23 protein-coding genes are annotated in these 25,140 nt (G+C 66.4%); 5 read left to right on the top strand and 18 right to left on the bottom strand.

All coding sequences use genetic code 11. The features are described 5' to 3' along the window. Positions 1-50 precede the first annotated feature (50 nt). The 6 genes from OVA21_RS12505 to OVA21_RS12480 form a co-directional block, all read right to left on the bottom strand. Positions 51-1,826: a hypothetical protein gene (locus tag OVA21_RS12505; protein ID WP_268092515.1), complete on the bottom strand. Its 1,776-nt coding sequence runs from the start codon at positions 1,824-1,826 to the stop codon at positions 51-53. After that, a complete protein-coding gene (locus OVA21_RS12500) occupies positions 1,819-2,421 on the bottom strand; it encodes a signal peptidase I (protein WP_268092514.1) in 603 nt (200 codons plus the stop codon). The genes OVA21_RS12505 and OVA21_RS12500 overlap by 8 nt, the downstream gene beginning before the upstream one ends. 103 nt (positions 2,422-2,524) lie before the next feature. Further along, positions 2,525-3,202, bottom strand: coding sequence for a SipW-dependent-type signal peptide-containing protein (locus OVA21_RS12495; RefSeq protein WP_268092513.1), 678 nt, complete (start codon positions 3,200-3,202; stop codon positions 2,525-2,527). 520 nt (positions 3,203-3,722) lie between these two features. Beyond that, positions 3,723-6,356, bottom strand: coding sequence for an ATP-dependent DNA ligase (locus OVA21_RS12490; RefSeq protein WP_268092512.1), 2,634 nt, complete (start codon positions 6,354-6,356; stop codon positions 3,723-3,725). 84 nt (positions 6,357-6,440) lie between these two features. Then, positions 6,441-7,433 carry a Fic family protein gene (locus tag OVA21_RS12485; RefSeq protein WP_268092511.1) on the bottom strand — a complete coding sequence of 331 codons (993 nt, stop codon included), beginning with the start codon at positions 7,431-7,433 and terminating at the stop codon, positions 6,441-6,443. A 285-nt stretch (positions 7,434-7,718) separates the two neighbouring features. After that, entirely contained in the window at positions 7,719-8,684 is a 966-nt protein-coding gene (locus tag OVA21_RS12480) for an NADP-dependent oxidoreductase (RefSeq protein ID WP_268092510.1), read from the bottom strand. A 375-nt stretch (positions 8,685-9,059) separates the two neighbouring features. Here OVA21_RS12480 and OVA21_RS12475 point away from each other — a divergent pair, with 375 nt between their 5' ends. Further along, entirely contained in the window at positions 9,060-9,437 is a 378-nt protein-coding gene (locus OVA21_RS12475; RefSeq protein WP_096906840.1) for a hypothetical protein, read from the top strand. A 55-nt stretch (positions 9,438-9,492) separates the two neighbouring features. Continuing rightward, positions 9,493-10,122 carry an RES family NAD+ phosphorylase gene (locus OVA21_RS12470; RefSeq protein ID WP_268092509.1) on the top strand — a complete coding sequence of 210 codons (630 nt, stop codon included), beginning with the start codon at positions 9,493-9,495 and terminating at the stop codon, positions 10,120-10,122. Between the two features lie 55 nt (positions 10,123-10,177). Here OVA21_RS12470 and OVA21_RS12465 read toward each other — a convergent pair whose 3' ends face one another. Further along, positions 10,178-10,735, bottom strand: a complete 558-nt coding sequence (locus OVA21_RS12465) for a hypothetical protein (RefSeq protein WP_268092508.1) — start codon at positions 10,733-10,735, stop codon at positions 10,178-10,180. A gap of 70 nt (positions 10,736-10,805) precedes the next feature. Continuing rightward, the gene (locus OVA21_RS12460) at positions 10,806-11,573 is read right to left on the bottom strand and encodes a sulfite exporter TauE/SafE family protein (RefSeq protein ID WP_268092507.1); all 768 of its coding nucleotides are present in this window, start codon (positions 11,571-11,573) and stop codon (positions 10,806-10,808) included. 72 nt (positions 11,574-11,645) lie between these two features. Here OVA21_RS12460 and ku point away from each other — a divergent pair, with 72 nt between their 5' ends. Together ku and OVA21_RS12450 are read left to right on the top strand one after the other, a co-directional pair. Then, positions 11,646-12,755, top strand: a complete 1,110-nt coding sequence (gene ku / locus OVA21_RS12455; RefSeq protein ID WP_268092506.1) for a non-homologous end joining protein Ku — start codon at positions 11,646-11,648, stop codon at positions 12,753-12,755. A 137-nt stretch (positions 12,756-12,892) separates the two neighbouring features. Continuing rightward, on the top strand, positions 12,893-14,089 hold the full coding sequence (locus tag OVA21_RS12450; RefSeq protein WP_268092505.1) for an amidohydrolase: 1,197 nt from the start codon (positions 12,893-12,895) through the stop codon (positions 14,087-14,089). A gap of 467 nt (positions 14,090-14,556) precedes the next feature. Here the strand turns inward: OVA21_RS12450 and OVA21_RS19370 are convergent, their stop codons facing one another. The 10 genes from OVA21_RS19370 to OVA21_RS12400 form a co-directional block, all read right to left on the bottom strand. Then, positions 14,557-15,924 carry a DUF6414 family protein gene (locus OVA21_RS19370; protein WP_442778953.1) on the bottom strand — a complete coding sequence of 456 codons (1,368 nt, stop codon included), beginning with the start codon at positions 15,922-15,924 and terminating at the stop codon, positions 14,557-14,559. After that, complete coding sequence (locus OVA21_RS12440; RefSeq protein ID WP_268092503.1) at positions 15,924-17,183, bottom strand: ATP-binding protein; 1,260 nt, start codon at positions 17,181-17,183, stop codon at positions 15,924-15,926. Before OVA21_RS12440 ends, OVA21_RS19370 begins: the two co-directional genes overlap by 1 nt. A gap of 178 nt (positions 17,184-17,361) precedes the next feature. After that, a complete protein-coding gene (locus OVA21_RS12435; protein ID WP_081470573.1) occupies positions 17,362-18,459 on the bottom strand; it encodes an IS630 family transposase in 1,098 nt (365 codons plus the stop codon). Positions 18,460-18,566: 107 nt separating this feature from the next. Then, positions 18,567-19,124: a hypothetical protein gene (locus tag OVA21_RS12430; protein ID WP_268092502.1), complete on the bottom strand. Its 558-nt coding sequence runs from the start codon at positions 19,122-19,124 to the stop codon at positions 18,567-18,569. A gap of 66 nt (positions 19,125-19,190) precedes the next feature. Continuing rightward, positions 19,191-19,526, bottom strand: coding sequence for a hypothetical protein (locus OVA21_RS12425; RefSeq protein WP_268092501.1), 336 nt, complete (start codon positions 19,524-19,526; stop codon positions 19,191-19,193). A 94-nt stretch (positions 19,527-19,620) separates the two neighbouring features. Next, the gene (locus tag OVA21_RS12420; protein WP_268092500.1) at positions 19,621-19,866 is read right to left on the bottom strand and encodes an alpha/beta fold hydrolase; all 246 of its coding nucleotides are present in this window, start codon (positions 19,864-19,866) and stop codon (positions 19,621-19,623) included. Next, entirely contained in the window at positions 19,863-20,228 is a 366-nt protein-coding gene (locus OVA21_RS12415; RefSeq protein ID WP_268092499.1) for an alpha/beta fold hydrolase, read from the bottom strand. Before OVA21_RS12415 ends, OVA21_RS12420 begins: the two co-directional genes overlap by 4 nt. Positions 20,229-20,257: 29 nt before the next feature. Then, positions 20,258-20,605: a hypothetical protein gene (locus tag OVA21_RS12410; RefSeq protein WP_268092498.1), complete on the bottom strand. Its 348-nt coding sequence runs from the start codon at positions 20,603-20,605 to the stop codon at positions 20,258-20,260. Positions 20,606-20,614: 9 nt separating this feature from the next. Next, the gene (locus OVA21_RS12405; protein WP_268092497.1) at positions 20,615-21,208 is read right to left on the bottom strand and encodes a hypothetical protein; all 594 of its coding nucleotides are present in this window, start codon (positions 21,206-21,208) and stop codon (positions 20,615-20,617) included. Positions 21,209-21,489: 281 nt separating this feature from the next. After that, positions 21,490-22,077 carry a YdcF family protein gene (locus tag OVA21_RS12400; RefSeq protein WP_268092496.1) on the bottom strand — a complete coding sequence of 196 codons (588 nt, stop codon included), beginning with the start codon at positions 22,075-22,077 and terminating at the stop codon, positions 21,490-21,492. A gap of 1,296 nt (positions 22,078-23,373) precedes the next feature. Here OVA21_RS12400 and OVA21_RS12395 point away from each other — a divergent pair. After that, complete coding sequence (locus tag OVA21_RS12395) at positions 23,374-24,768, top strand: polysaccharide biosynthesis tyrosine autokinase (protein WP_268092495.1); 1,395 nt, start codon at positions 23,374-23,376, stop codon at positions 24,766-24,768. Positions 24,769-25,140: the final 372 nt, after the last annotated feature.

The following is a 25,140-nucleotide window of genomic DNA, read 5'->3' as shown; positions in this document are numbered from 1 at the left end:
CTGACGACGAGGGCCCCGCGGCGCCTCGGAGCATGCCTACCGAGGTGTGCTCACGCCTCGGCAGTGGGCACGGAGCTCTCGACGGTGGGCGCGCTCGCGTCGGGGGTCGGGCTCTCGGTGGTCGCCGGCGACGACGGGCTGGTCGTCACCGACACCCGGGGCAGGGGCGGCAGGTCGAAGATCCACCCGGCGGTGCCGTCGGGCCGGAGCATGGCCTGCTGTGCGGAGTCGTCGAGCTGGAAGGCGATGACGATCTCGTAGCCCCGCCCCGGTGATAGGGCGGTGGTCGTCGAGTTGGCGGCCTGCGCGCAGTCAGAGTTGAGCTTGGTGGCCTCGCGGGTGGACCCGCCGGCGCGGACCTCGGCGAAGTCGCGCGGGCCGATGGACGCCCACCGTTCCGGACCAGCCTCGGAAGAGGTGCGGATGCTGAGGGCGAGCTCCACTCCGCAGCCGGGTGTCCGCACGATGTCGTCGATCCTCGCAATGCCGAGCTCAACGCCCTCGCGGTTGATCACGGCGAACTCTTGGCCGACTCGCACCGCCTCTGGGTCCTGCGGCCCCTCGGCCACGGCGGTCTGCTCGGTGGTCTCCGGCGCCGCTTCCTCGGTCGGGACGGAAGACTCACTGCTGGCCGGCTCGGAGGTCCCGGGCACGGTCGTGCTCGACTCGGAGGACTCCGGCTTCGAGGTGGTCGACGTCGCGTCAGCTGTGGTCGTCGCGGAAGTAGAGGTCGTCGGCGACGGAGTTGCGCTCGTCGTGGTGGTGGCCGCGGAGTTGTCGGCGGTCTCGCGGTCGCTCGCGGCGTCGTCGAGCGTGGGCAGCTCCGATTCAGGCGTGTCACCGTCGATCGCACTGCTGTCCTCGGTGGGAAGCACCGTGGTGGACTCGACGGTCGGCTCCACCTCCGGGCTCATCCGCAGAGCAGTCCTGCTCGCGAAGGTTGCCGTTGCCGGCTGGTTGGGGGCCTCCGTCAGAGACTTCGGCCGGGCGGTGGTGGGCCGGGGCGATTCGGCGGGCATGTCCTGCGCGATGCCGCATTCGGCGGACGCGAGGACTACGTGCAGGGTCCAATCCGAGAGCGGATAGACGTTCTCGACGTGGAGTCGAACTTCCACCTTGGCCCAGCCCGGCCCTTGCGCCTGGTGGACCTGTAAGACGCCGCTGATGTTGTGCGATAGGAACCCGCGGTCGGTGGCGGATGTCTGGCGATTGGCCGGCGGCAGGTAGAGAGGCGTCCGCCCGCGAAGCAGGATTGGGCCGCCGGCGGAGACGCGAGGCTCAATCGTCTGACCTGCCACACACGTTGCGGTCGCGGTGATGGGAGCTTGGGTCGACGACGATTCGAACGTCACGTTCTGAACGCCTCTGATGCCCGCCGCCCACAACTTGAGGTTTCGTACGTCGGACTTTGCGAAGCTGCCAGCCGGGGGAACGGTCGCAGTGGCCCCGCAACTCGCGGCTTGCTGCGCGCCCACACCGGCGCACGCGTTGCCCGACATTTCCAGGGGCAGAACGTCGAAGGCCCCGCTGTCGTCGTACGCCAACCGAGCAGAGGCGCTCCGGGTCGCCGGGTTCGCGACGGCGCGCGCCGGACCGATGGCGTCCGAGGTGATGGGGCGTTTGATCACACCGTTGCCCGAGATGGCCCGCGCGTAGCTCTTGATCCCGGCGGGGTCCGCGCCGAACACCGACTGACCATTGACCGTGTCCTGCCACGTCGCCTCGGTCGGACGCATGGTGGCGGCCCCGAGAGTCAGGGTCGCGAGCAGCGCCAGGACGCCGGCGAGTGCAAGGAGAATGCGCGGCTGCTTGATTGACTCACGCATGAGCGGGCCCCCCGTCGACCTCGACCTCGTCCTCGTCCTCGTCCTTGGGCCAGAAGGCCCACAGCACTCCGAGCGCGGCCAGTCCGGTGATGCCGCCAAGCACCATCGGGTTGCTGAACCAGACTATGACGTTCGCGAGCTCGGGCACCGACCACAGCACCTTGCGGACTGTCTCGACCCGGTACATGCCGGGGTCGATGTTGGGATTGGCGTCGCCCTTCATCTGCACGAGCGCCTCGCCGGGCGTCTGCGGGTGCACCTCCACGACCCGGTGGGTCACCGGGAGTTTGCCCTCTCCGCGGTCGACCGTGATGACGTCGCCCACGCGGATCTCGTCGGCGGAGATCTCCTTGACCACCGCCACGGCTCCGGTGGGGATGGTGGGGCTCATCGATCCGGTCTTGAACATGATCAGCGAGATGTTCATCGTGACCGCGGCGATCACGAGCCCCACTGCCACGACTCCGCCCGCCGCCAGGAGATTGGCGATGCCGCCGCCGATGTACGACCACACCGACCGTGTGCGCGGTGCCCGGTGGGAGGTGGCAGCTGAGGCCGGGCCTTCCGAGGGGGTCTGCACGGTCGGTGTGCTCATGGCGTTCTCCTGGTGAGGGCTGGGAGTCAAAAGGGGGAGGGGAGGGAGAAGTCGGGATGGGTGCGGCGGCGGGAGCGTCGCCCGCCACCGCGGTCACGAGTTATTACGCGACGGGGTCCTTGGAGGTGGCGGTGAACTCCCAGAGGATCGCGTCGGAGAGCTCGTCGCCGACCTCGAGGGGGGCGCCGTCGGCGAGAGTGGCGGAGAAGCATACCCAGCGGTAGCCGCCGGCGTCGATGTCGGTGGTGGCCATGACCTCGGGTGCTTCCGCGCCAATTGTCGAGGCCTTGGCACCGCTGAAGTCGGTGCTGGCGTCGCAGGTGGGAGCGTCATCCGTAGCCGTCTTGCCGAGGTCGACAACAGCGACCGATACATGCGATGCCAGCGCTGACTCGTCGGCGTTGGTGCGGTTGAGCACGATGTCGGCGCCCAGATTGCGCTTGGTCTCCCTCAGGCCGACCAGCTGGTACACGGGCTCGTTGGGGATGAGGGAGTCGGCCTTCTGAGCGAATGCCATCGAACCGGGCCCGCCCTCGCCGTCGACGGCCGCGGATGAGACGTACTCCGCCCAGTTGTCGCCACCCTCGAAGTTGCCCTGGATGTTGAACGACGTGTTCTCGGTACCGAAGGTGCCCTCGCCCCACACGGTGTCCGACCAGGCGGCCAGGGTCACGGCGGCGCCGACGCCCAGCACGAGACCGGAGGCCATGACGGCGCGGACCTTCTTGCGGCGGTTCTGGTTCTTGGCGGCGGGCTGGGGGGTCTGGGGCGCGGTGCTCATCGGGGGGAGCCTTTCTGAGAGGGAGGGCCTGGCATCAACACACCTTGTTGATGCATCTCATTTATTATCGCTTACCTACCAACCAGTAGCAACCTGACAGTTGACATTTGTCTGTAACGTCACAATCCGCCGGATCGGCTGACAAATGCTCCTTACCAGCACATATGAGGTCTACTTCAGGTTTGAAGTGGGCAGAATGCTGAACCGACCGGTCTGGACGACCGTCCTGGACGGTATGTACAGAAGAGAGACCCTCGGCGACCACCAGGTGGTCCGCCGCGCTACAGCGAGCCCGTCACGGGGAGTTCTCCGCCACCGGCCAGCTCTAGAAGGCAGGGGATCAGTGGCTGTGGGTGCGCATGCTGCCGGTCCCGCCGGGAGGGGTACGACGATGACGAGGGCCGGCCGCCTCCGCCAACGCATTCACTCGCTCGGTGCGCCGAACCGGCTGGCTTTGCCGTGGGGGGAGCGGACCCGCAGCTGCGGACGCTGACTGCTCCGCAGATCTGCCGCAGCTCGCCTACAGATCCCCGGGCAGCTTGTCGCGGCGGATATCGCGCCAGGAGGACTGGCGCATGTGGCCGTCCTCGGTGAAGCCCTGGTGGCGAACCTCCACGACGAGCTTGGGCAGCACCCAGATGGCGTCGCGGCGGGCATCGGCGGGCAGTTGCTCGACGAACGGGCTGGTCTTGCGCGTCAGCGGCTCGAGCTCGTCGAGCAGCGCGCGGGCCTGCTTGTCGGAGAAGCCGGTGCCCACGCGGCCGATGTAGGTGAGGCCCGTCTCGGCGGGCAGGCCCAGCAGCAGCGAGCCCAGTGACCCGGAGCGCCCGCCCTTGCCCGGCCGCCAGCCGCCCACCACGGCCTCGGTGGTGGTGAGCAGCTTCTCCTTGAGCCAAGCCTTGGATCGCCGGCCCGACTCGTAGCGGGAGTCCCGGCGTTTGGCCACGATGCCCTCCCAGCCGAACTCCTCCGCCTCGGCCAGCGCGCGGTCGCCGGGGCCGTCGAGCACCTCCGGTACGTGCACCCGATCCACCCCGGTCAGCGCCGGGGCCAGCAGGTCCAGCACCTCGCGTCGCCGCTCCCACGCCTGGGTCCGCAGGTCCACGCCGTCGACTTCCAGCACGTCAAAGACGAACAGCTCGACGGCGGGCAGCGACGAGTCCTGCCCCTCGGCCGCGGCCTGCTTTGCCAGTGACGCGAAGTCCGGGACGCCGTCGGAGCCCAGGATCACCAGCTCGGCGTCGATCACCGCGGGCCGCTCGAGCGCGTCGGCGAGCCCGGGGAATCCGTCGGTCAGCCAGTCCATCGAGTTGCCGTTGCGGCTGACCAGGCGCGCCTGCCCGCCGGCGCCGCTCGTCGCGATGGTTACCCGGTAGCCGTCCCACTTGCCCTCGAACGCCCACTTGTCGTCGGGCAGCTCGGTCACCGTCGCGGCGGTGGGGATCATCGGCAGCGGGGGAGCGTCGGGGCGGTCGGCGCTGTCCGAGTCGCGGGACGCCCCGCCGCCCGAGCCGCCGGACGACGAGCCGCCCGACCGCGCGCGCTTGTCGCCCTCGGGATACGACGACTTCGGGTTGTCGCGCCCGCCGTAGAAGGAGTCCGGCGACTGGTCCTTCATGTACTGCACGATCCACTGGTTCTTCTCCGCGCTGGTGCGCACGAGCACGTAGCGGCCGGAGACCTTCTCGCCGTGGAGCCACACGATGATCTCGTCTTCGCGCCACTTCTGGCACTCGTACCAGCCCTGATCCCAGATGGTCATGTGGCCGGCGCCGTATTCGCCCTTGGGGATGGTGCCCTCGAACGTCTCGTAGCCGAGCGGGTGGTCCTCGGTGTTCACCGCCAGCCTTCGGTCCTTGGGCTCGGTCGGCAGGTTCTTGGGCACGGCCCACGACGCCAGCACCCCGTGGTGCTCGAGCCGCAGGTCGAAGTGCAGGCGGCGGGCGTGATGCTCCTGGATCACGAAGATCGGCCCGTCGACGTCGTCGCGATCGGTCTCGACCTCACCGTCGAACGGCTCCGGCGTCTTCCGACGATCCCGCTTGCGCCGGTACTCGGCCAGGCTGGTGACCACCGCGTCCTCGTTGGCGGGTTCGGCGTCGCAGCCCTCGACGTCCGTAGATTGCGTGGTGTTGTCGTCGGTGGAGGCTGTGTCGGCGGGCTCGGGGTCCTCGTCATCGGACGACGACGAGCTCTTCTTGCCGCTTCCCGATTTCTTCGCCCGGGATGCCGAACCGGTGGAGGAGGTCGACTTCTTCTTGGTGGGCTTCTTTGTGGCCGGCCTCTCGAGCCCGTCGAGGAGGTCGCCATCGGACTCCAGGCGCCCCAGGACCTCGTCCCAGTGCAGGTGCGCGAGTCCGCCGTCGCCGAGTTCCTCCCACGAGCGGGGAGCGGCGACCCACGGTTCGGCCCGCCCGCGCAGGGAGTACGGCGCGACGGTGGTCTTTGCGCCGCTGTTCTGGCTCCAGTCGACGAACACCTTGCCCTCGCGGATGGAGCGCTTCATGGTGGCGGTGACCAGGTCGGGGGTTTGCTTGGCGAGTGACTGCGCGATCTGCTTGGCCACCTTGGAGGCGCTGGCGGCGGTGACGGCCTTCTCCAGGCGGGCGTAGAGGTGGATCCCCTTGGACCCGGAGGTCACAGGGAAGGAGTCGAGTCCCGCCTCGGACAGCAGGTCGCGGACGCGGAGGGCCACCTTCGCCGTCGTATCCAGATCCACGTCCTCGCCCGGATCGAGGTCGATCACGATCCGGCGCGTTCGCCCCGGCTCGTCGTTCTCCAGGGTCCACTGCGGCACGTGCAGTTCGAGCGCGGCCTGCTGTGCGAACCACGCGAGCGTGGCGGGGGAGTCCAGCACCGGGTAGCGGACGGTGCGCGAGGAGTGCTCGATCGCCACGCGCGGCACCCAGTCGGGCGCGTGGGAGGGGAGGTTCTTCTCGAAGAACGAGTCGGCGTTGGTGCCGTCGGGCCACCGCTTGCGCGTCACCGGCCGCCGCCCCGCGTACGTCATGAGCAGCGGGGCGACGGCCAGGTAGTACTCCAGCACGTCGGCCTTGGTGGTGCCGGTGGCCTCGTAGAGCACCTTGTCGGGGTGGGTGAACCGGATGGTGCGCCCGTCGACCTCGACCGACTCCTTGGTCCCCTTGCTCGCCATGGGTCCACTCTGGCACTCGGGTCGGACATCAGCGACCGGCCCGCCCGCTGCTAGAGGCTCAGTTCACATTGTCGGGGCTCGGTGTCATTGCCGCTTGTAGCGACTCGTCAGGTAGTCCTCGACCCACTTGGCACTGGAACGCCATTGTCCGTCGGCCCCTCTGGTCGCCTGCAAAGTTCCTCGGTTGGCGGCGGTTCGTAGGGCGCTGGCCGACACCTCGGGTGTCGCGAGTGCAGCGAGCGGGACGATCCGCGTGGGCCCGGCGATTGCTGGAACGATGAATTTGTAGAGGTTGTCCAGGATTGCTCTGGCAATGAATTCCCCCAGAGCCCCACAATCGCCGCCGTCGGCCCGTTGCAACGCCCGCAGGTAGCGCGACCTGTCGTTCTTGTAGATGATCGCGGGCGGGTAGCCCAGCCGAACAAGCATCAGGTTGAGGACCAGGCGGCCCGTCCGCCCGTTTCCGTCCAGGAAGGGGTGGATGTATTCGAAATCGCGATGGAGTGAGGCGATATCCTCAGCGAACGTGGGGGTGCGGGGTTCGAGTGCGCTTACCCGCTCGAGCCAGCTGTCGATCTCGGCGGGCACCATAGGCCAGCTCGGTGGCTTCATCCCGCCCGGAAAAGTGGCGATTTCGTGCTGCCGGAACGAGCCGGGCCCCTCTGCCGGGGTCGCCTCGGGGTGCGGCTCGACATCCCACACTGGCTGCATGACCCGGTGGTGGATGTTGCGGATTTCCGTCAGTGTTATGGCCCGCTCGGGGTCGAAGCTCTCTGGTTGAATTCCCTGCTTGTACACCCATTCCGAGGCATCGGCGTACCCGCGGACCTCCATGTACTCCCGCAATTGCTTCCCTCCGACGGCTCGTCCCTCTTTCAGCAGTTGCTCGACCTCGCGGCCAATGAGCGTGTTGCCTTCGATCGCCGTCGAATGATGGGCCTCCTCTGTCCAGATGTCGGTCCAGATGTCCGCTGCCTCGGCGGGACTCGGTAGGCCCCCAAGACGCTGCCAGAGTTCGGCGATCTGGGTGTCGAGGCGGGTGTAGATGTCTGAACGCGATGGTCGGCCTCGTGCCATGTCGCTCCAATGTGTACGCGTGGGAAGAAGTAATCGAACCGTTCGACTTGGTGATGAAATTGCTGGTGGGCGTTCGCAAAGTGTACGGTACGAATTTTTTCCGGGGAGCGTACAGCTATGGTGAGGCAAGCAGGCTGCGCACTCCGCTGAGGGGCTCGGCGGTGTTGCTGACCGATCGGAGCTGTTGGCGCTGCCGGTGAGAGGTCGGCGGGAGAACGGTACGACCGACGACGCCGGCCCGCGACCGAAACCGGCTCGCGACGGGCCCACGCTGCGCCCCCACCATCACCGCCTGAAGTCGATCACCAACCGCCCGCGAGTCCCACCGGCCTCAAGTCGCTCATGCGCCCGCCACGCATCCTCGGGCGCGTAGCTGTCCGCCACACGGAGGGTGACCACGCCGTCCTCCGCCAACTGCCGTAGCTCGTCGAGCTTGCCCTGCTCCTCGGCCATATCCGCCACGCTCACGGCGTGGACTTTGAGGTCGCGGCTGCCGTCGCCCTGGTACCACCGGACCGTCGCGACCCCGCCACCGGTCTTGACCGCGGGGAGGACGGCGGCGTCCTGCACGGCTCCGTCGAAGAGGCCGTCGACGCCGTCGGGGTAGAGCTCGAGGATGCGGTCGGCGACGCCCTCGCCCCGCCGCACGATCTGGTCGGCGCCGAGCGACCGCACCAGCTCCTCGTCAGACTCGGACGCATCGGCCACCACCACGAGGCCGGCATGCTTGGCCAGCTGCACCACGTACCCACCGGTGGATCCGGCCGCGCCGGTGACTGCCAGCACCTCACCGGGCTTAAACCCCAGCAGATCGAGAGCGCGCCGGGCGGTGAGCCCGTTCATCGGCAGCGTCGACGCGGCGATGTCGTCGGCATCGCGGGGCGCGGCGGCGATCGACTGTGCGGGCAGGACGATGTCCTCGCGGTACGCGCCGTGCTCGTCGCGGGGCACCACGATCCCCATGACACGGTCGCCGACCGAGAGGGAGGTCTGCGCGTCCTCGCCGATCTCGACGAGCTCTCCGGCGATGTCCATGCCCGGGACGTCTGCAGCTCCGCGCGGGGTTGCGGTCTTCGAACGAGAACCGTTGCGCGTGTAGGTATCGGTGGGGTTGACGGTGGCGGCCGTGACGCGGACGCGAACCTCGGTCGGCCCGAGTTCCTGGGCGGGAACATCAACGACCTGCAGGGCGTCGGGGCCCCCGTAGGTCGTCACTCCGACGGCGCGGACGGTGCTGGTTGAGACGGTCATTGTTCCTCTTTCCCGCGGGACCCGGAAGTCCGGACAGCTCCGCTGGATTGGTGGTACGAGTGACTGCTTCCCCGCCGAGTAACCACGCGCCCATCGAGAACATTCCGGCCAACCCCCGAGGTCTCAGCAGTAGCGCCAACTGATCGGGGCGGTAGCGCCGCCTGGCACGCCGGCGTGGGGTGGTGTGGCTATGTGACAACGACGACGAGCCGCGCCCTCTGCAGGCTGACTTCTCGGGGCAGGTGTGGCGCAAGGACCGCGAACGACTCTTGGCCGAGTGTCAGCGAGCGCTCTCGGCGCCCTGACACAGGGCGGGCATTTATGGGACATTGGTGGGACAGGAGAAGCGCGTCATCTTAGTGGGGAGCTACGGAAATGGCCACGGACACCAATGCAGGCGCTCGGTCGAGCGCGGCGCACCGCAGCGCTGTGACAGGGTCGACTCAGGACATCGCCCGCTTCCTGATCGATCACCTCGGCTCTGCGCTGACAGCGCACATCGCCGGGGTCGACCGGCGCACCGTCAACCGCTGGGCTGAGGGGGCTGCAGCTCGCGCATCAGGAGAAGCGAATCTGCGAGTCGCGTTCCAGGTTTTCCAGCTGATTCAAACTGTCGATGCACCGCAAACGGTGCGCGCGTGGTTCATGGGTATGAACCCGCAGCTCGACGACGTCTCACCGGCGGAGGCGCTCGCAGAAGGTCAGCACCGCGAGGTCATGGCCGCGGCCCGAGCGTTCGTGGCTGGCGGTTGAGGTAGTGGCGACTTCACATCTTCCTGGGCCAGCTGTGGTTCATCCGCCGGCCAGCTTGTACCGAGTCGCGCGGCGTGGACGTGAACTTGACCATTCTCGAATTAACGCCGCGGACGCCGCGCTCACCCGCTCGGGCAACCGTTTCGACGTGGCGGGCGGAGGCGTGTTGTATTTCGGGTCCAACGAGGCCGGTTGCTTCGCTGAGACGCTCGCGCGCTTCCGGCCGACAGCTGCGATGCGGGCGATCGTCGCGGAGGAAGATCCCGGTTTCGTGGTGTGTGGTGGCGTGCCCCAGGACTGGCGGGCACGGCGATTGATGATCGAAGCGGCAACGATCGATCCGCTCCCTTTCGTCGATGTCGAGGACTCTGACACCCACGAGTTCCTCACCTCGGCGATGGCCCCACAGCTAGATGCATTGGGTGTGAGTGTCCTCGATGTCGCTACGCTACGCGGACCCAACCGGGCCGTGACGCGAGCGGTCTCCACGTGGATCTACGCAGCCACCGACTCCAACGGCGCGCCGAAGTACTCAGGGGTGCGCTACATCTCGCGCCTGGGAAATCACGAATGCTGGGCAGTCTTCGACGGCACCGAGCTGCAGGTACGCAAACGCGAGGGGCTGGAGTTGAGCAATTCCGCTCTCCAGAAAGTCGCTGGGAGCTTCGGGCTACGGATCTTTTAGCGCGGACTGAAGCGACACGAGTGCCTGCTGCCTCGCAGCGTAACCGCCTGACGGGTCAGGCGTGGCTACTGATGAGGTCGTCCATCGACCGCCCGGACTGCTTCGACCACAGGGTGAACGCCGCGCTGGTCATGGCGGCGGCCGCGTAGAGGGCGGAGGCCAGCCCGTGCTCGCCGATCGCGGTGCGCATGCCGGAGGTTGCGTCGCAGTCGAGCAGGACCGCGTCGCACAGGCCGGCCATGCCGTCGGGGGCGTCGGGAAGCCGTGCGCTGTCGCGGACTGTGGCGATGACGGCGGCGGGCAGCTCCGGCGCCACCGACTGGGCGAGCTGGGCGAAGCGGGAGGCCACGGTCAGGGCGTCGGGGATCGGCGGGGGAGAGGCGTCGGCGGTTAGCTCCAGGGCTTCGAGGAGCTCGCCGGCGGCAGAGGTGTCGCCCCGTTCGTGGGCGTAGAGAATGGCCCGGACCTGTGCGACGGCGGCTTTGTGGCGCTGCTGCGCGCGTTCCATGCCGGCCTGGAGGTCGGCGACGGTCGCGGTCTGTACGTCGACGCCTTCTCGGACCAGGAGCGGGGCGAATCGTTCGTACTGTGCGCGCTGTTCCGGGGATGCCATGGCCCATTGTGTCCCCTCGGCGCGAACAGGCCCGCGGCGCATCGGCCGTCACGGCGAGGTCGGCCCCCGTTCAGAGGACCCCGGCCAACCCCCCGATCCCTCGCCCGAGGAGGGTGAGAGCGCCGAGGGTGACGACGACGACGGCGACCCGTCGCCCCACCGCCGCGGACACCCGCGTGGCCACCATGCCGCCCAGGAGAATGCCGATCGGAACCATCGCCACGACGAGCCCGATCACGCCGATCGGCGGCAATCCGGAGATCGGCGCGGCGCCGAGGCCGACCTTGGTGATGACGGAGGTCGCGCCCATGGTGAAGAAGATTGGCTGCAGGGTGGCGGCGAAGGACCGCTGGTTCCATCCGGTCGCCTGCGCGTAGACGAGCATCGCGGGCGCGGCCACGCCCACCGCGGTGTTGAGGAATCCTCCGGCCGTTCCGGCAACTGCAGCCGGCCACCGACCGCCCACCGGCGGGATGCGCACGAGAGCGGTGAAGACGAGGGTGCCCAGCAGAACAGCGCCGATCACCACCTCGAGCCAGCTGCGGTCGGCAGCGCCCACGAGGAGCGCACCGGGCACGGACCCCACGACGATCAGCGGCGCGAGGCTCACGTACCGCCGCCAGTCGATGTCACGCCACAGCGTGATCGCAATGAGGGCCGCGGAGACGGTGGTCGTGATGTTGGTCAGTAGCACTCCGGCGACGGGCCCCAGCAGCAGCGCCAGGGTCGGGGAAACCACGAGCCCGACGCCCATCCCGCTGACCCGCTGCAGGACCGTGCCCAGGATGACGGACGCCGCCGCGACCAGCAGGAGGAGGGGACCGACGTCGGCGGGCATGGACCACAGCATTCCAGGTGCGCCTGCCTGCGACCGGCGGCGCCACGCGCCCCGATATCGCATACTCATCCCATGCGATCCATCTGGAAGGGCGAGGTCTCCTTTGGTCTGGTGAACGTGCCGGTCAAGGTGTATTCGGCGACGGAGGACCATGATCTGCACGCGCGGCAGGTCGATAAGAAGGACGGCGTGCGCATCCGCTACAAGAAGGTGCGCGACGACAACGGCGAGGAGGTCGAGTTCTCCGACATCGCCAAGGCGTACGAGTCCGAAGAGGGCGAGATGGTCATCCTCACCAAGGACGACCTGGCCAGCCTGCCGGTGGAGCAGAACCACGAGATCGAGGTGACGGAGTTCGTCCCGGCGGATCAGGTGGATCCGGTGGCGTTCGACAACGCGTACTTCCTGGAGCCGGCGTCGCGCTCCAACCGGGCGTACGTGCTGATGCGGGAGGCCCTGCAGCAGACGGACCGCCTGGCGATCTGCACGTTCACGCTGCGCAACCGCACTCGCCTCTGCGCCCTCAGGGTGTACAAGGACGTGCTCATGCTGCAGACGCTGCTGTGGCCCGACGAGATCCGCCCGGCGATCCTGGAGGGCCTGGACAAGGAGGCGAAGGTCCGGCCGCAGGAGGTCAAGATGGCGGCGTCGCTCATCGAGACGATGGCGGCGGATTTCGAGCCGGAGAAGTACGAGGACGACTACCAGAATCAGCTCAAGGAGTTGATTGAGGCCAAGGCGGCCGGCGGTGAGGCGTTCACGGTGGAGGAGAAGGACACCTCGAGTGACGATGACGGCGACGACGAGGTGGCCGACCTGCTGGCGGCGCTGCGGGCCAGTGTGAAGGACCGGGGCGGTAAGGCGGACGACGCCGACGACCAGGAAGACGACGAGGGCGACGACGACGAGGACTCCGGCTCCGCCAAGAAGACCGCCAGCAAGAAGAGCGGGAGTAGCTCGGCAAAGAAGACCCCGGCCAAGAAGACTGCGGCGAAGAAGGCCCCCGCCAAAAAGGCCGCGGCAAAGAAGTCGACTGCCAAGAAGTCGACGTCCTCCAAGTCGGACTCCGGCAGCTCCGGCTCGGGCACTGCCAAGAAGTCGACAGCCTCAAAGTCCACAGCCAAGAAGGCTCCGGCGAAGAAGTCAACGGCCCGCAAGGCGCCGGCCAAGAAGTCCGCCTGAATCCCTGACCGTGCCCGCCGAGTGGTCACTTTCGTTCACGTTTTCCCAGGACACGCTCGCGCAGACACGGCGTTTGTGGCCACTCGGCGAGTTTCGGACCGGTGCACCTATCCGCTCGTGAGGGGCAAGCTGGGGCCATGCCCTCCAGCATCAGCCCCGCCGCCCTCGAAACTGCCGTCTCCGACCATCTCCCGTGGCTCCGCGACCTCTATCGCCACTTCCACCGCCACCCGGAGCTGAGCATGGCCGAGCACGCGACGGCGGACCGGATCGAGCAGGAGCTCACCGCGCTGGGCCTCGATCCGCAGCGCATCGGCGGGACGGGCGTCGTGGCGGTCATCAGCAACCCTGCCCCCGCCGGCGCCGGGTCCAACGACGAAGGCCCCACCGTCCTGGCCGAGAACCGAGACGCGTGGTCGGGCACCTACATCGCGGTGTTCCAGCCGGGGGAGGAGACGGCCGCCGGTGCTCGGGCGATGGTCGACGACGGCCTGCTGGAGCGGGTCCCGCGGCCGGACGTGGCGCTGAGCCAGCACGTGATGCCCACGGCGGCGGGCACGATCGGCACGGTGGCGGGCCCGGTCCTCTCGGCCGGCGACTCGCTGAAGATCACCATCCACGGCCGCGGCGCGCACGGATCGATGCCGCACACGGCTGTGGACCCGGTGGTGTTGGCGTCGTCGATCGTCCTGCGCCTGCAGACGGTCGTCTCGCGCGAGGTGGAGCCGGGGGAGTTCGCGGTGCTGACGGTCGGCTCGCTCACGGCGGGCGCCAAGGCCAACATCATCCCGGACTCGGCGGAGCTGCTGCTCAACATCCGCACCTACGATCTGGCGGTGCGTGAGCAGGTGATCGCGGCGATCGAGCGCATTGTCCGCGGCGAGTGCGCGGCCGCCGGCGCCCCGGCCGAGCCGGAGTTCCACTATTACGACCAGTACCCGCTCACCCGCAACGATCCGGGCGTGACGGACACGGTCACCGCGGCGTTCGTCGAGCACTTCGGCCCGGGCGCGGTGTACGAGGCCAGCCGGGTCACGGCGTCGGAGGACTTCTCGCTCATCCCGGACGCGTTCGGGGTGCCGTACACGTACTGGACCGTCGGCTCGGTCGACCCCGACCGCTACCGGGATGCGGTCGCCCGCGGCGCGGTGAGCCGGGAGATCCCGGCCAACCACTCGCCGCACTTCGCGCCGGAGGAGGAGCCGACACTGCTCACGGCGACGCGCGCGCAGGTGGTGGCGGCGCTGGCCTACCTGGGCGCCGAGCGCGGGGCCGAATGGAGAACGACGACGACGAGAACTCCAGCTCCGTTAGTGAGTCCGCCAGCACGATGAGCGCGAGCAGCTCGTCAGAGAAGACCTCGGCAAAGAAGGCTGCAGCGAAAGAGGCGCCCGCCAAAGGGGCCGCGGCGAAGAACTCGACGTGACGGACACGCTTCGCTACTGCGCCCACCGCATTAATGAGACCGCTGTGTTGAATAAGCACGCCGAGCGGTCAGACCGGTTCACGTTTTCCCAGCAATAGTGCGCTCGATACTTCCGAACGGACCTACTCGGCGCCACGCGTTCAGCGTCCCGCGCAGGTACATGCCTGGGTCTCGGTAACCCCGCAGGCTCTCGAAAAGGCGTCCCCCGTTCGTCCAGTGAGGAGAGAATCTGGGTCGGCAAGCGCTGAGTCTGGTGCCTTAGGAGGCGGCGATGGTCGTAGCGCGCCCGCCGGGTAGCGGAGTTTCTGGAAATCTTGAGGTGGGAACCGCGGAGGCCCCGCATCGTTTGATAGCTGACCCCGGTGGCCCCAACTCTCACCAATAAATCGCCACGAACTCCACCTCCAGTAGTTGCTGTTTGCTCTCTGGCGCAACAGGTTCTACTGCCGGGGCGCTCTCTGCTGCGCGAGCGGCTTTCAATCGCACAATTTCTTGGAGGGGTTCCCTTATTTCCGCTACGAGATTTCTATCGATGGGCGATATAATAAGGGGTGGTCGAGCTTCCAGTGCGGAAACAATCGCGTCGTAAGAATCGCGAGTCTTGCTGACGTCTTCCAATTCTGAGAGAGCCGAGAATTTTCGAGCCGCTGTATCGGCCCAGTCGCGCAAGGTCTCATGGTCGATCGCCCGGCCCGTGAGTCGGGCTAGTTTGACCCCGAAGGGCAAAAGGCCCTCAAAGACCAATAATTCAGAGGCGGAAGTGCTCGGAACCGCCTCGCTGTGGACCTTAAACTTCTCGAACGCTTCCGGGAGCTTTCGGATCTCGGCTCCAAAGTCGGCGGATAGCGAGTCGAATACGTCGGCGAGCTTTATCGGGGACCACGACGTGTGAAGGCCGGGTTTGGCTACGCGGGCATAGACGGTGTAGATCGATCGGTCGAACAGGACTCTGCGCGCGTCTTTCCAGAAAAGTGGGAGTTCGGTAACGCCGGCGACTGAAAATCGCTCCGCCTGTGCCATGAGTTCGCTCTCAGGGTGAATAGCCGTGGAATCGACGAGCCACAATTCCTCATCCACTACCACCTGTAGATGGCTCACGACCTCGGCGTGTACGGGAACTAGGTCGACTAGCATCTTCGGCAATAGCTCCAACATCGGTGCATACTTTGCGAATTGCGCTTCGCTGATGCCGAACATGCTGTACTGGCCGTCGATCATCTCAAGCATCGAAGTGGCCGCGGCAGTGAACTGGTAACTGGGGTCAGCGCTCAATTCGACTTGCAGTTCGACTACATCGCCACGCCTCATGTCGCTAACTCGTAGGGCACGTCGCTGTTTGGTTAGTCGCGCTAGCGTCTTGGTCAGATCGCCCCTGCTACGTGCGCGCTTAGGCCAACGCCGTGGCTTTTGATCGTCGACGGACAGCAGCAAGTCATCATCGGTTACCCGAAGGTGCCGAAAGGTCCCCTGGACGACCGCGCGCCGTACTACCTCCTGAGTGGTGGTTCTAGCGGCCGCTACTTGGGAATTTAGACCGAGTCCGGGGCTGATGGCTGACGAGGGCCTGCTAACTTGGCTCGCGATCTGCGAACTCAGATTTTCGCTATGTGTATCTTTGAATGTCTCAGCTATGGAACCATGCCGAGCCGCAACGAGGCTGGTAACGCTAGTCTCGTCGAGGTAGACGAACTCTCGGCGCCGCTTCTCCCAAGCGCGGCGACGCCGCTGGAAAATCCTCAACATCACGCTCTTCCCTCCTGGCGACGCGTCGTTTCGCGGTTCTGCCCCGCTCGAAGGGCCCCCTCCCGGATATCTTCGGCGTTTAACTCTTCTCGTCTATCGAGAGCTGCAAGAACTCCAGCTTCCGTCCAAATCATCGATAGTTCGGCGGCGGTCCAGCCCTCAGTAGCATCGGCGAGCGCTTCCAAGTCGGCGTGGCGGGCTCCGCGAACTCCCCGCGCCGAGGCGGATAGGATTCCGAGCCGGCTTTTGCGGTCCGGATGCCCATCGAACTCAATCTTGTAGCTAAGCCTTCCGGGGCGGAGAAGCGCTCCGTCGAGCGCTCCGGGGAGATTGGTCGCGGCTATAACTAAGACTCCTTTTCCGGAATCGAACCCGTCTAGGGCGGTTAGAAACTGCCCGACGAACCGGGTCACGTACTCCGGCGAGTCGTCGCCCCGCTTGGAAACTATGCTATCTAGTTCATCGAAGAAGAGGACTGCCGGGGCGTTCGTCGAGGCGTGTTCGAAAAGTTGGCGGAGGCGCTGCTCGCTTTCTCCCACCCACTTGTTAATGATTTCGGGACCGTCGATGAGATAGAAGTTCGCATTGACCTCTCGGCTAATCGCTCGGGCGAGGTGCGTTTTTCCTGTGCCGGAGGGGCCGCTGAAGAGGATCCCCTTCACGGGCTTGACGCCAAGGCGTTCCAGCAATCGGGCCGGGTCTAGAGCGACTCGGACGAGGTCTAGCGCCCGTCTTACAAGGGTTTCGGAGCCGCCGAAGTCTGACAGTTGCACATCAATAGTCTCGGGCGCAACTAGCATGACCGAGGGATCCAGCTCGAAAGACTCGGCGGACAACCGCAATCGATCAATAGGCCTGGAGGTTATTACGCTGCCAGGCTCACCGTCCTCCTCGAAGTGGACAGTCTGGCCAGATCTTAGCGGATTAATAGAGCGCTGCGGGACAGGAACCATTCGTCCGTTAACGTCGAGGACCGCCGTAGCTCCGTCGTCACTAATGGCCAACACCGAAGCGACAACTTGGCCTTTTTTGGGCCAACGGTCCTCCGGGAGTTGGACAACGTCTTCCGCCGAGGAGTCGTCGGGAACGTAGTAAACCTCGCCTTTTTGGGCGTTGGTCAACTTCGAGTGCCACATCCATCCGGTTCCATCAGGGAACCGATCGATGTATATGCGTTTCTCGTCGAGGTCGACCCAGCGGACTCGTACTAAGGCACCGGTCGACAGTTCGACGGTGTCGTCATCTCCATCCCAGCTCATTACATTCAACCTGCTTAGTAATTTCTGTTCCAGCCCATGGGCGAGAACTAAACTTAGTGGACTCTTCCGCTGTCGACGGACTATCTCAGGAGTCGCGCTACGGTGAGACGGCGAATTGGTGGCTGAAGGGAGTCGTCAACGCTCAAGGTCCGCAACGCGCGTGACTTTCTTTGTGAACCTAGTGGTCCGCATTTGAAGTCTTCTTACGGTTGGCTTTCTTGAGGACTTCGTCGGCGGTTTTCGTCCAGACGAAGGGGTGGGATCGGTGGTTCCAGCCGTCGATGAAGGCGCGGATCTTCGCGTTGAGGTCCTTGACGGATGTAAAGATCCCACGGCGGATGGCCTGGCGTTCGACGATGCCGAACCACACCTCGACCAGGTTCATCCACGACGCGTGGGTGGGTGTGAAGTGGACCTTGAACCGGGGATTTTCGGCCAGCCAGGCCTTGACGTTTGCGTGCTTGTGGGCGGCGTAGTTGTCCATCACCAGGTGCAGCTCAACTGGCTGACCGTCGGCATCGACGACATGACGGTACGCCCGCTCGATCTGCTTCAAAAACGCCAGGAACTCCTGGTTCCGGTGACGCGGTTTGAGTGCGGCGGTGACCTGACCGGTGGCGATGTCCAGCGCCGCGAACAGGGTGCTGGTGCCGTGCCGGACGTAGTCGTGGCTGCGCCGCTCGATCAGGCCGGGCTGCATCGGCAAGATCGGCTGAGTACGATCCAGTGCCTGGATCTGGGACTTCTCATCCACGCACAACACGATCGCGTTCTCCGGCGGCGCCAGGTACAGGCCGCAGATGTCGGTGACTTTGCCGACCAGCTCAGGATCGGTGGAGAACCGGAACGACTCCGAGCGCCACGGCTTGATCCCGTAGGCACGCCACGCCGTGACCACCGTCGAGGCCGAGACCTTCAACCGGGACGCCAGCAGCCGCGACGACCAGTGGGTCACGCCCAGAGACTTCGGCGGCGGCATCAAGGTCGCCGTCACGATCTCCGCGTGATCGATCGTGCGCGGCCGACCAGAACGCTTCTCATCAGCCAGGCCCCCGATGCCCTTGTCCTCGTACCTGGACCGCCAGAGGTTCACCTTCGGCCGCGACGCCCCGGCCAACTCGGCGATCTCCGCATTACGCCGGCCCTCCGAAGCCAGCAGCACGATGCGAGCTCGCTGCACCATGCCTGCCGACATCGACTGCGAGCGCGTCATTCTCTCAAGCTTCTCGCGATCGCCGGGACGCAACATCAATGCCGGGGCAGGTCGATTCGCCATGCCCCATGATTTCACAAACCCAACTGTAAAACTACTTCACACGCACGACACTAGTTCGCGGCCGCCCCCGCAGGGTCGGGCTCGCCAGTGCCGCTCGTGTCCGCCCCTCACGCGTGCGCGCTGACGAGCTCGCCCATCTCCTGCCCGGTGTGCCGGGCCCAGTGGCGGAACACGGCGGCGGTCATGGCCGCGGCGGCGTAGAGGGCGTCTGCCGACCCGTGCTCGCGGATCACGGTGCGCAGGCCGGTGGCGGCGTCGCAGTCGAGCAGGGTCGCCTCGCACAGGGCGGCCATGCCGTCGGGGACGTCGGGCAGCCGCGCGTTGTCCCGCACGGCGTCGATCACCTCGGCCGGCAGCTGCGGCGCCGCCGTCTGGGCGAGCTGGGCGAAGCGGGTCGCCACGGTCAGCGCGTCGGGGATCGGCGGGGGAGTGGCGTCGGCGGATTGCTCCAGCGCCTCGAGGAGGGCGCCGGCGGCGGAGATGTCGTGGCGGGCGTGGGCGTCCAGGATGGCGCGGACCTGCGCGACGGCGGCGGCGTGGCGCTGCCTGGCGCGGCCCATCCCGGCGTCGAGGTCGGTGACGGTCGCGGTCCACACGTCGGCGCCCTCGCGGGCCAGGAGCGGGGCGAGGAGCTCGAACTGTGCGCGCTGTTCCGGGGATGCCATGCCCCCATTGTCCCCGGCCGCCCCGCGGGCGCGCGCCCGGCCGCCCGGCCGGGCAGCCCCGTTCCCCTAGACCGCCCCGTCCCGCCTCGCGCGGGCGAGGATCCTGGCGACACCGGCCAGGAAGTCGGTGCCGCGCCGCGCGGCCTGCTGCTCGATCAGCTCGAGGTCCAGCGCCTGCGCCACCGCGGCGGGATCGGCGCCGGCGTCCAGCCGCTCGAGGGCTACGGTCGCGGCGTACGCCTGTCCCTCGTGGAACGCCAGGTCCGGGAGCACGGCCTCGAGGGCGCGGGCCAGCTCGCCGGCGGGCCGATCCTCGAACGCCGTGCTCACGGAGATGCGGTAGTGCTCGAACCGGTCCCGGGCGGACTCGAGCTCCTGACGAAGGTCGGCGGTCTCAGACATAGGTGTGAGACTACGACGACGACGAGGTCACCCCGCTCTCACGGCCCGCGGTCGCCGAGGGGGCGGAACCGGCACGCGCCGCAGCCGCCGGGAGCTAGGACCACTTCTCGACGAAGGCCAGGGTAGCGGCGTTGGCGGTCTGCGGGTCGGACGCGGTGAGGAAGTGCTGTCCGCCCTCGACGATCTGGAGTTTGGCGGAGGGTGAGCCGGTGAACCGGGCGATGCCGTCCTCGGCGTTGGCCACGGAGTAGACCGCGTCGGCGGTGCCCTGCAGCCAGAGGACGGGGCAGACCACGTCGCCGAGGCGGGCCTCCAGGCCGTCGCGGTCGCGCAGGTTCACCGACGCCGTGCGGACGACGAGGGCGTCGATCGCGGGGGTGCAGAAGCCGGAGCCGTCCCAGCGCCGCGCTCCATGCTGGCCTGGCTCTCGTAGTCCATGGAGGTGCCCACCACGACGATGCCGCGGATGGTGTCGGGATCGAGCAGCGCCATGCGGGTGGCGATCCATCCGCCCTGGGACGTGCCCAGCGCGAACGCCATGTCGATGCCGAGGGCCTCCATCACCTGTAGGGCGGCGATCGCGCTGTCCCAGTAGGTGAAGTGCCGGTAGCGCGAGCGGGTGGCGCCGTGTCCGTACGGCTCGATCGCGAGCAGGTTCATCCGGGAGGCGAGCTCGTCGCTGGCGAACTGCGGCCGGTACATCCCGAATGGCGCCGGGCAGAGCGGGGTGGTCAGCCCGCGTCCACAAACACCAGCTCGGTCTGGCCGTGGGTGCCCAGGCGGACGAGCCCCTCGTCGCCCTGGGGTACGGCGATCCCCACGTTGCCGGTGGCGGTGCCGCCGGGGTACAGCTCGCCGTTCAGGGCGTGCGGGACCACGGCGACGTGGTCGTACCGATGGATGACCGTGCCGTCCTTTGTCACGTAGGACACGCCGATGAAGGTCGTGGTGCCCAACTCGTCGCCGACGTAGGTGGCGGTGAGGTCGACCAGGGCCCACTGGCTGCCGGCGGGCGGCGGGTCGTTGAACTGGTTGGTGCCCATCACCTCCCCGGTGGCGTCGCGGTTGAAGGAGTTCACGACGATCTCTCAGTCGCCCACGGTGACGGTGTCGCCGGGCGCGGCCGGGTTCTCACGGCTGCCCGTCGCGCTGCTGCCGTCGGCCTCGCCTGAGGCGATCACCTCGTCGTCGCCGGAGACCGCCGACGTGGGGGAGATGCCCGTCGCCACGACAAAGGCGATCGAGGCGACGAGCACCCCGACCAGGGAAGCGCCGATTCCCGCGATCGCGACGCCGGGGCGTCTGTGGGTGGAGGTGACGGCGACCAGGCTCAGGACGAACGCGATCAGCAGCACGATCCAGCCGAGCGGCATGATCCCGGGCACGCACGCCAAGAGGATGCCGAGCCCGGCGAGCCCCAACGCGACCATTCCCAGCGTGTTGCGCTGCGTCACCGGCCCCGGCCCGGCCGCATCGTGCGACCATCCCGGCTGGGGAGCGGGGTGGTGGCGCGACGCTGGCTCGGCGTTCTGGCCGTCTGCGTGCGGACGTGCCCAGGGGGAGTGGTGAGGACCCGACATGCCCTCGAGGATTTCACGCCCCCGGCGATGGTCATTGAGCGAGGTCGCGGACGCGGCGCGCGGACGACACCGCTGGTCGCCGTCCGCGTCTCGGATTGTCATACGAACGGACGATGAAACAGTTAGCTCTACTTCGTATAACTGACGCTTGTGAACTGGCGCGGCCGTTCCTATAGTGGGCCTCGTCGGTGGCGAAACATGATCCCCCCCTCATGTCGCCGACTCCGCCGCGTCGCGCGGAACACGCGGACCATCCCCGGTCGCGACCCGCGCGGCGTGCGATTGAATCGCCGGCGGTCGCTGACCCCCCATCGCGGCCGCTGGCGATTCGCCTCCGGATGCGAACCGTAGCCGGCGTTGCCGGGGACGGTAAGCATCTCGGTTCAGCAGGCCGGCTTGAGGAACGCCTTAACGTAGCCGCCGGTCTCGTGGAGGAGCGCATCCTTGCGGGATTTCGACAGCGGCCGAGGCGTGTCGGTGACGTGGACCGGCCCGTCGAAGCACTGCTCAAAGTAGATGCGGACCCGCGAGACATGCCCCCAATAGGTCACCACCAAGAGCGAGTCATATCCTCGCTCGCGTGCGATGCGGGTCGCTGCGGTGGTCTCGCCCTCGGTGGTGTCGACGTCGGGCTCAAAGCACTCGATCTGGATGCGCCGCCCGTCGCGGGCGAGCACCGCGCTGTCGGCGCAGTACTCGCTGATCGCGGTCGCGTACTCTCCGTCGCCCCCCGGCGACGGTTGTGAGACGAGTACCTGGTCGGCGACGCCTTCCTCGGCGAGGTGGCGGGCGTAGACGTAGCGGTCGTCCGCAACGCCGGCCACCACGACGATCGCGTCGACGCGGTTGGGCGAGTCAATGCGCGGGAATAGGACGGACCGCGCGGCGGTGAGCCCAACCGCGGCCACGATCAACGCCACGAGGAGAACCAAGGAGGCGGCCAATCGGCGGCGAAGGGATCGGGGTCTCACCCGTGCAATCTACGGGGGCGACCTTTGGTTGCGCTGAAGTCACCCCTTTGCGAGCGGGGCTCCGGCCTCGAGGTTTGTGGCGAGGTTTAAGGAGCCGCGCATCCGGGAGCTCATACTCGCAGCCACCCCTTCGGCCTCGGCTGTACGGCTCCCTCCCACTGTGTGGCCGGGCTGGCCGCGGGGCCGACGGACTGTTCGTGGCCGGCACTCGGTGCGGCGTTGACAGGTTAATTGACCGCCAGGCGGTGCTGTCGGGCTCGAGGATCGCGCTGCGGGGAGGCGTCTATGCCGTCGGCGTCAATTAGCTCGTAGCTAAGCCACGGTAAGAGAACTCGGTGCGCGAGTTCGGCCACTGCTCGCAATCGGGGTGCAGCCGGGTGATTTGGCGCGTCAACCCGCTCAGGCCGGCCGCGGCGAAGCCGGCGCGGCCCGATTGAGGCTCGGCGGGGCCGCTAGCAGCCGCCAGTTTCTAGAACTGGTTGGCTGCGGACGGAGTCTCGCCGCATCGCTGGCCCCTGCTGATGAGTAGATCCCGCTGCGTCCGGAGTACGGTCCCGACTGGATTCCGCGGCGGTTGTGGCCCGCTCCGTTTGCGACGGCCACGGGACCCTGTTCGCCCCAGAATCTCGCTCCCCGGCACGAGTTGTGACTCGTGTGGAGCGCTTGCCTACTGACGGCGGGGGGAGAAAGTAGCCCCGTCGTGGGGCACCCAGTGTGTGACCGAGACAGCGGGCTCCACCCCAGCTGCGGGCAATCCGGCTGACTCTGGGTGGTTGGTTTCTGGTTCTGGAAGCCTCTTAAGGAGTCATGGCTCCAAGTCGTCGGTCCCTCAGGCGGCGCCCAATGAGGCTTGGTGGTGAGGCCCTGTTCGCAGACGGGGGAATTATCAATCATCGGCGGGCCGGTCAATCCGTGTACATCCAAGGCCGTTACCGAGCCCGGAAGGTTTGTCGACGTCAGGGCTTGCTACCACCTTGAGACCCGTCGCGCGCTCAGTTTGGAACTGCTCGGTAGGACGAGGAAGCGGGCGCCGTTGAGAGACTCTCCTCACGGGCTCCTGTCGACGAAGCCGCTTGCCGAAGCCACAGCCCTCTTACGGCGGTCGGACATCGCAGCCGCGCGTCCAGGTGGCTGAGAGGCTGAGAGCGCGTTCCGGCCATGAGGTTGCGTGAATCCATCCTCATCCCAACTTCGGGCAGTGTTGAGGCGGCCCTCAACAAAGTAGTGTCAACGGCTGGCCCGATCTGCGTAAGCCAGACAGGCTTTGCGTAGTCACCTTAATGAAAGGACTCTGGAGTGGATCTGCGGGATCTTCTGTCAGTAATCCGTGCCCGCTGGATCGTCATCGTGGCCGCCGTTCTGCTGGGGGGGCTCATCGCCTTGGGGGCCAGCCTCCTGGCAACTCCCACCTATCAGGCGCGGGTGGAGTTTTATGTCACAGCCGCCGCAGGAGACTCGGCCGCCGCCGCCTATCAAGGGTCCCTTGGGGCGCAACAGAGAGTGCAGTCATATGCGGCGCTGGTCGATAGCGCGGAAGTTACCGAAGCGGTCATCGACGACTCAGGGGTCGACCTAAGTGCAAGCGAGGTGGCTGGCCGCACAACGGCTTCTGCAGATGCAAGAACCGTTCTCCTGTCCGTCGCCGTAACGGACTCTGATCCCCAACGCGCACTTCGAGTTGCCGATAGTTTCGGACGAGTGCTGCCAGAGACTATTAGCCGGCTCGAAACGCCAGAGGGCGGCGGACCAGCCCTCGCCAAACTCACCGTTGTAAATCCGCCCGCTCTACCAAACAATCCGGTCGCCCCGAAGACCGAGCAGAACGTCGTGATCGGATTAGTGCTTGGGCTACTTGCCGGTGCCGGGGCGGTTCTGCTAGTCAATGCTCTAGATCGACGGGTCAGATCCAAGGATCAATTGGAAGAAATAGCTGGCAAACCCGTTGTGGGCTCAATCCCGTTCCGCAAAGAAGAGGACAAAGAAGAAGGGGCCGAGCACCTTGTGCCCTTCCGTGTAGGACATTCGCCAGCAGCCGAATCTTTCCGACGCTTGCGTACGAACCTCCAATTTCTAAGTGTAGATAAACCCCCACGAGTTTTTGTACTGACCTCATCTGTTGCCGCTGAGGGTAAGTCCGAGACCGCTATTAATCTTTCGCTCGCCTTGGCTGAGTCGGGCAACCGTGTTCTTCTCGTCGAAGCCGACCTGCGGCGGCCTCTAGTGGTCAATTACATGTCCATGCCGGACAAGGTAGGTTTAACTAACGTCTTGTCTGGCCAGGCAGAGTTTAGGGACGTTGTCCAGGAGACGCGACACCAGGGTGTGGATCTGCTGGCGTGTGGTCCATTGCCGCCGAACCCATCTGAACTCCTCGCTTCAGAGGTGGCGAGGCAACTGGTCGACCAACTCCGCGAAATCTACGACTACGTGATAATTGATTCGCCGCCTCTCCTGCCCGTCACCGACGGGGCTCTACTTTCCAGGATCACGGATGGCGCACTACTCGTGGTGCGAGAAAATCGAACTACCAGCGACCAGGTCGCTCAGGCGGTCGACAACTTGGCGAAGGCCGACGCGAATCTCCTGGGCGTGGTGACCGTGGCGAATAGGCCCGCAACGAGAGGTTCCGCAGGTTACTACGACTCGTACTACTATTCCTCCCAGAAGCCGTCTGTCGATGGGGAGGCATAAGTGTGCCCAATACAGATAATCCCTTGCTTCGGAAAGGGCGCCGAATGAGCGGTAAACCGCGGGTCGAGCCCAGAGCTTGGCCAGTTCATCGATCTGCGCGGCTGCGAACGTCTCAGTGGTTGGTCGTAGACTCGGGAATCTGGACAGTAATGCTTGTCGCGGCCATCTGGATGCGATTCGATTTCTCGCTTGACCAGCTGGCCCAGTCTCTCCGTACGTTGAATTTCTACTTGGTTCTAACCGCGTTGATGGTAGTTACATGGATCATCGGCTGGTTAATCGGTCTGTATCGAGGACGCTTCGTGCCCGGCAGCGTTTCTCGAATCGAGCGTAGTTACGCTAACGCTTGCAGCAGCAAGTTTCGCTATCTTT

Source organism: Dietzia sp. SL131 (genome assembly GCF_026672565.1).
GTDB classification, from domain to species: domain Bacteria; phylum Actinomycetota; class Actinomycetes; order Mycobacteriales; family Mycobacteriaceae; genus Dietzia; species Dietzia kunjamensis.
The sequence above is the reverse complement of the archived record's forward strand: the minus strand, read 5'-3'. Positions and strand labels throughout refer to the sequence as shown.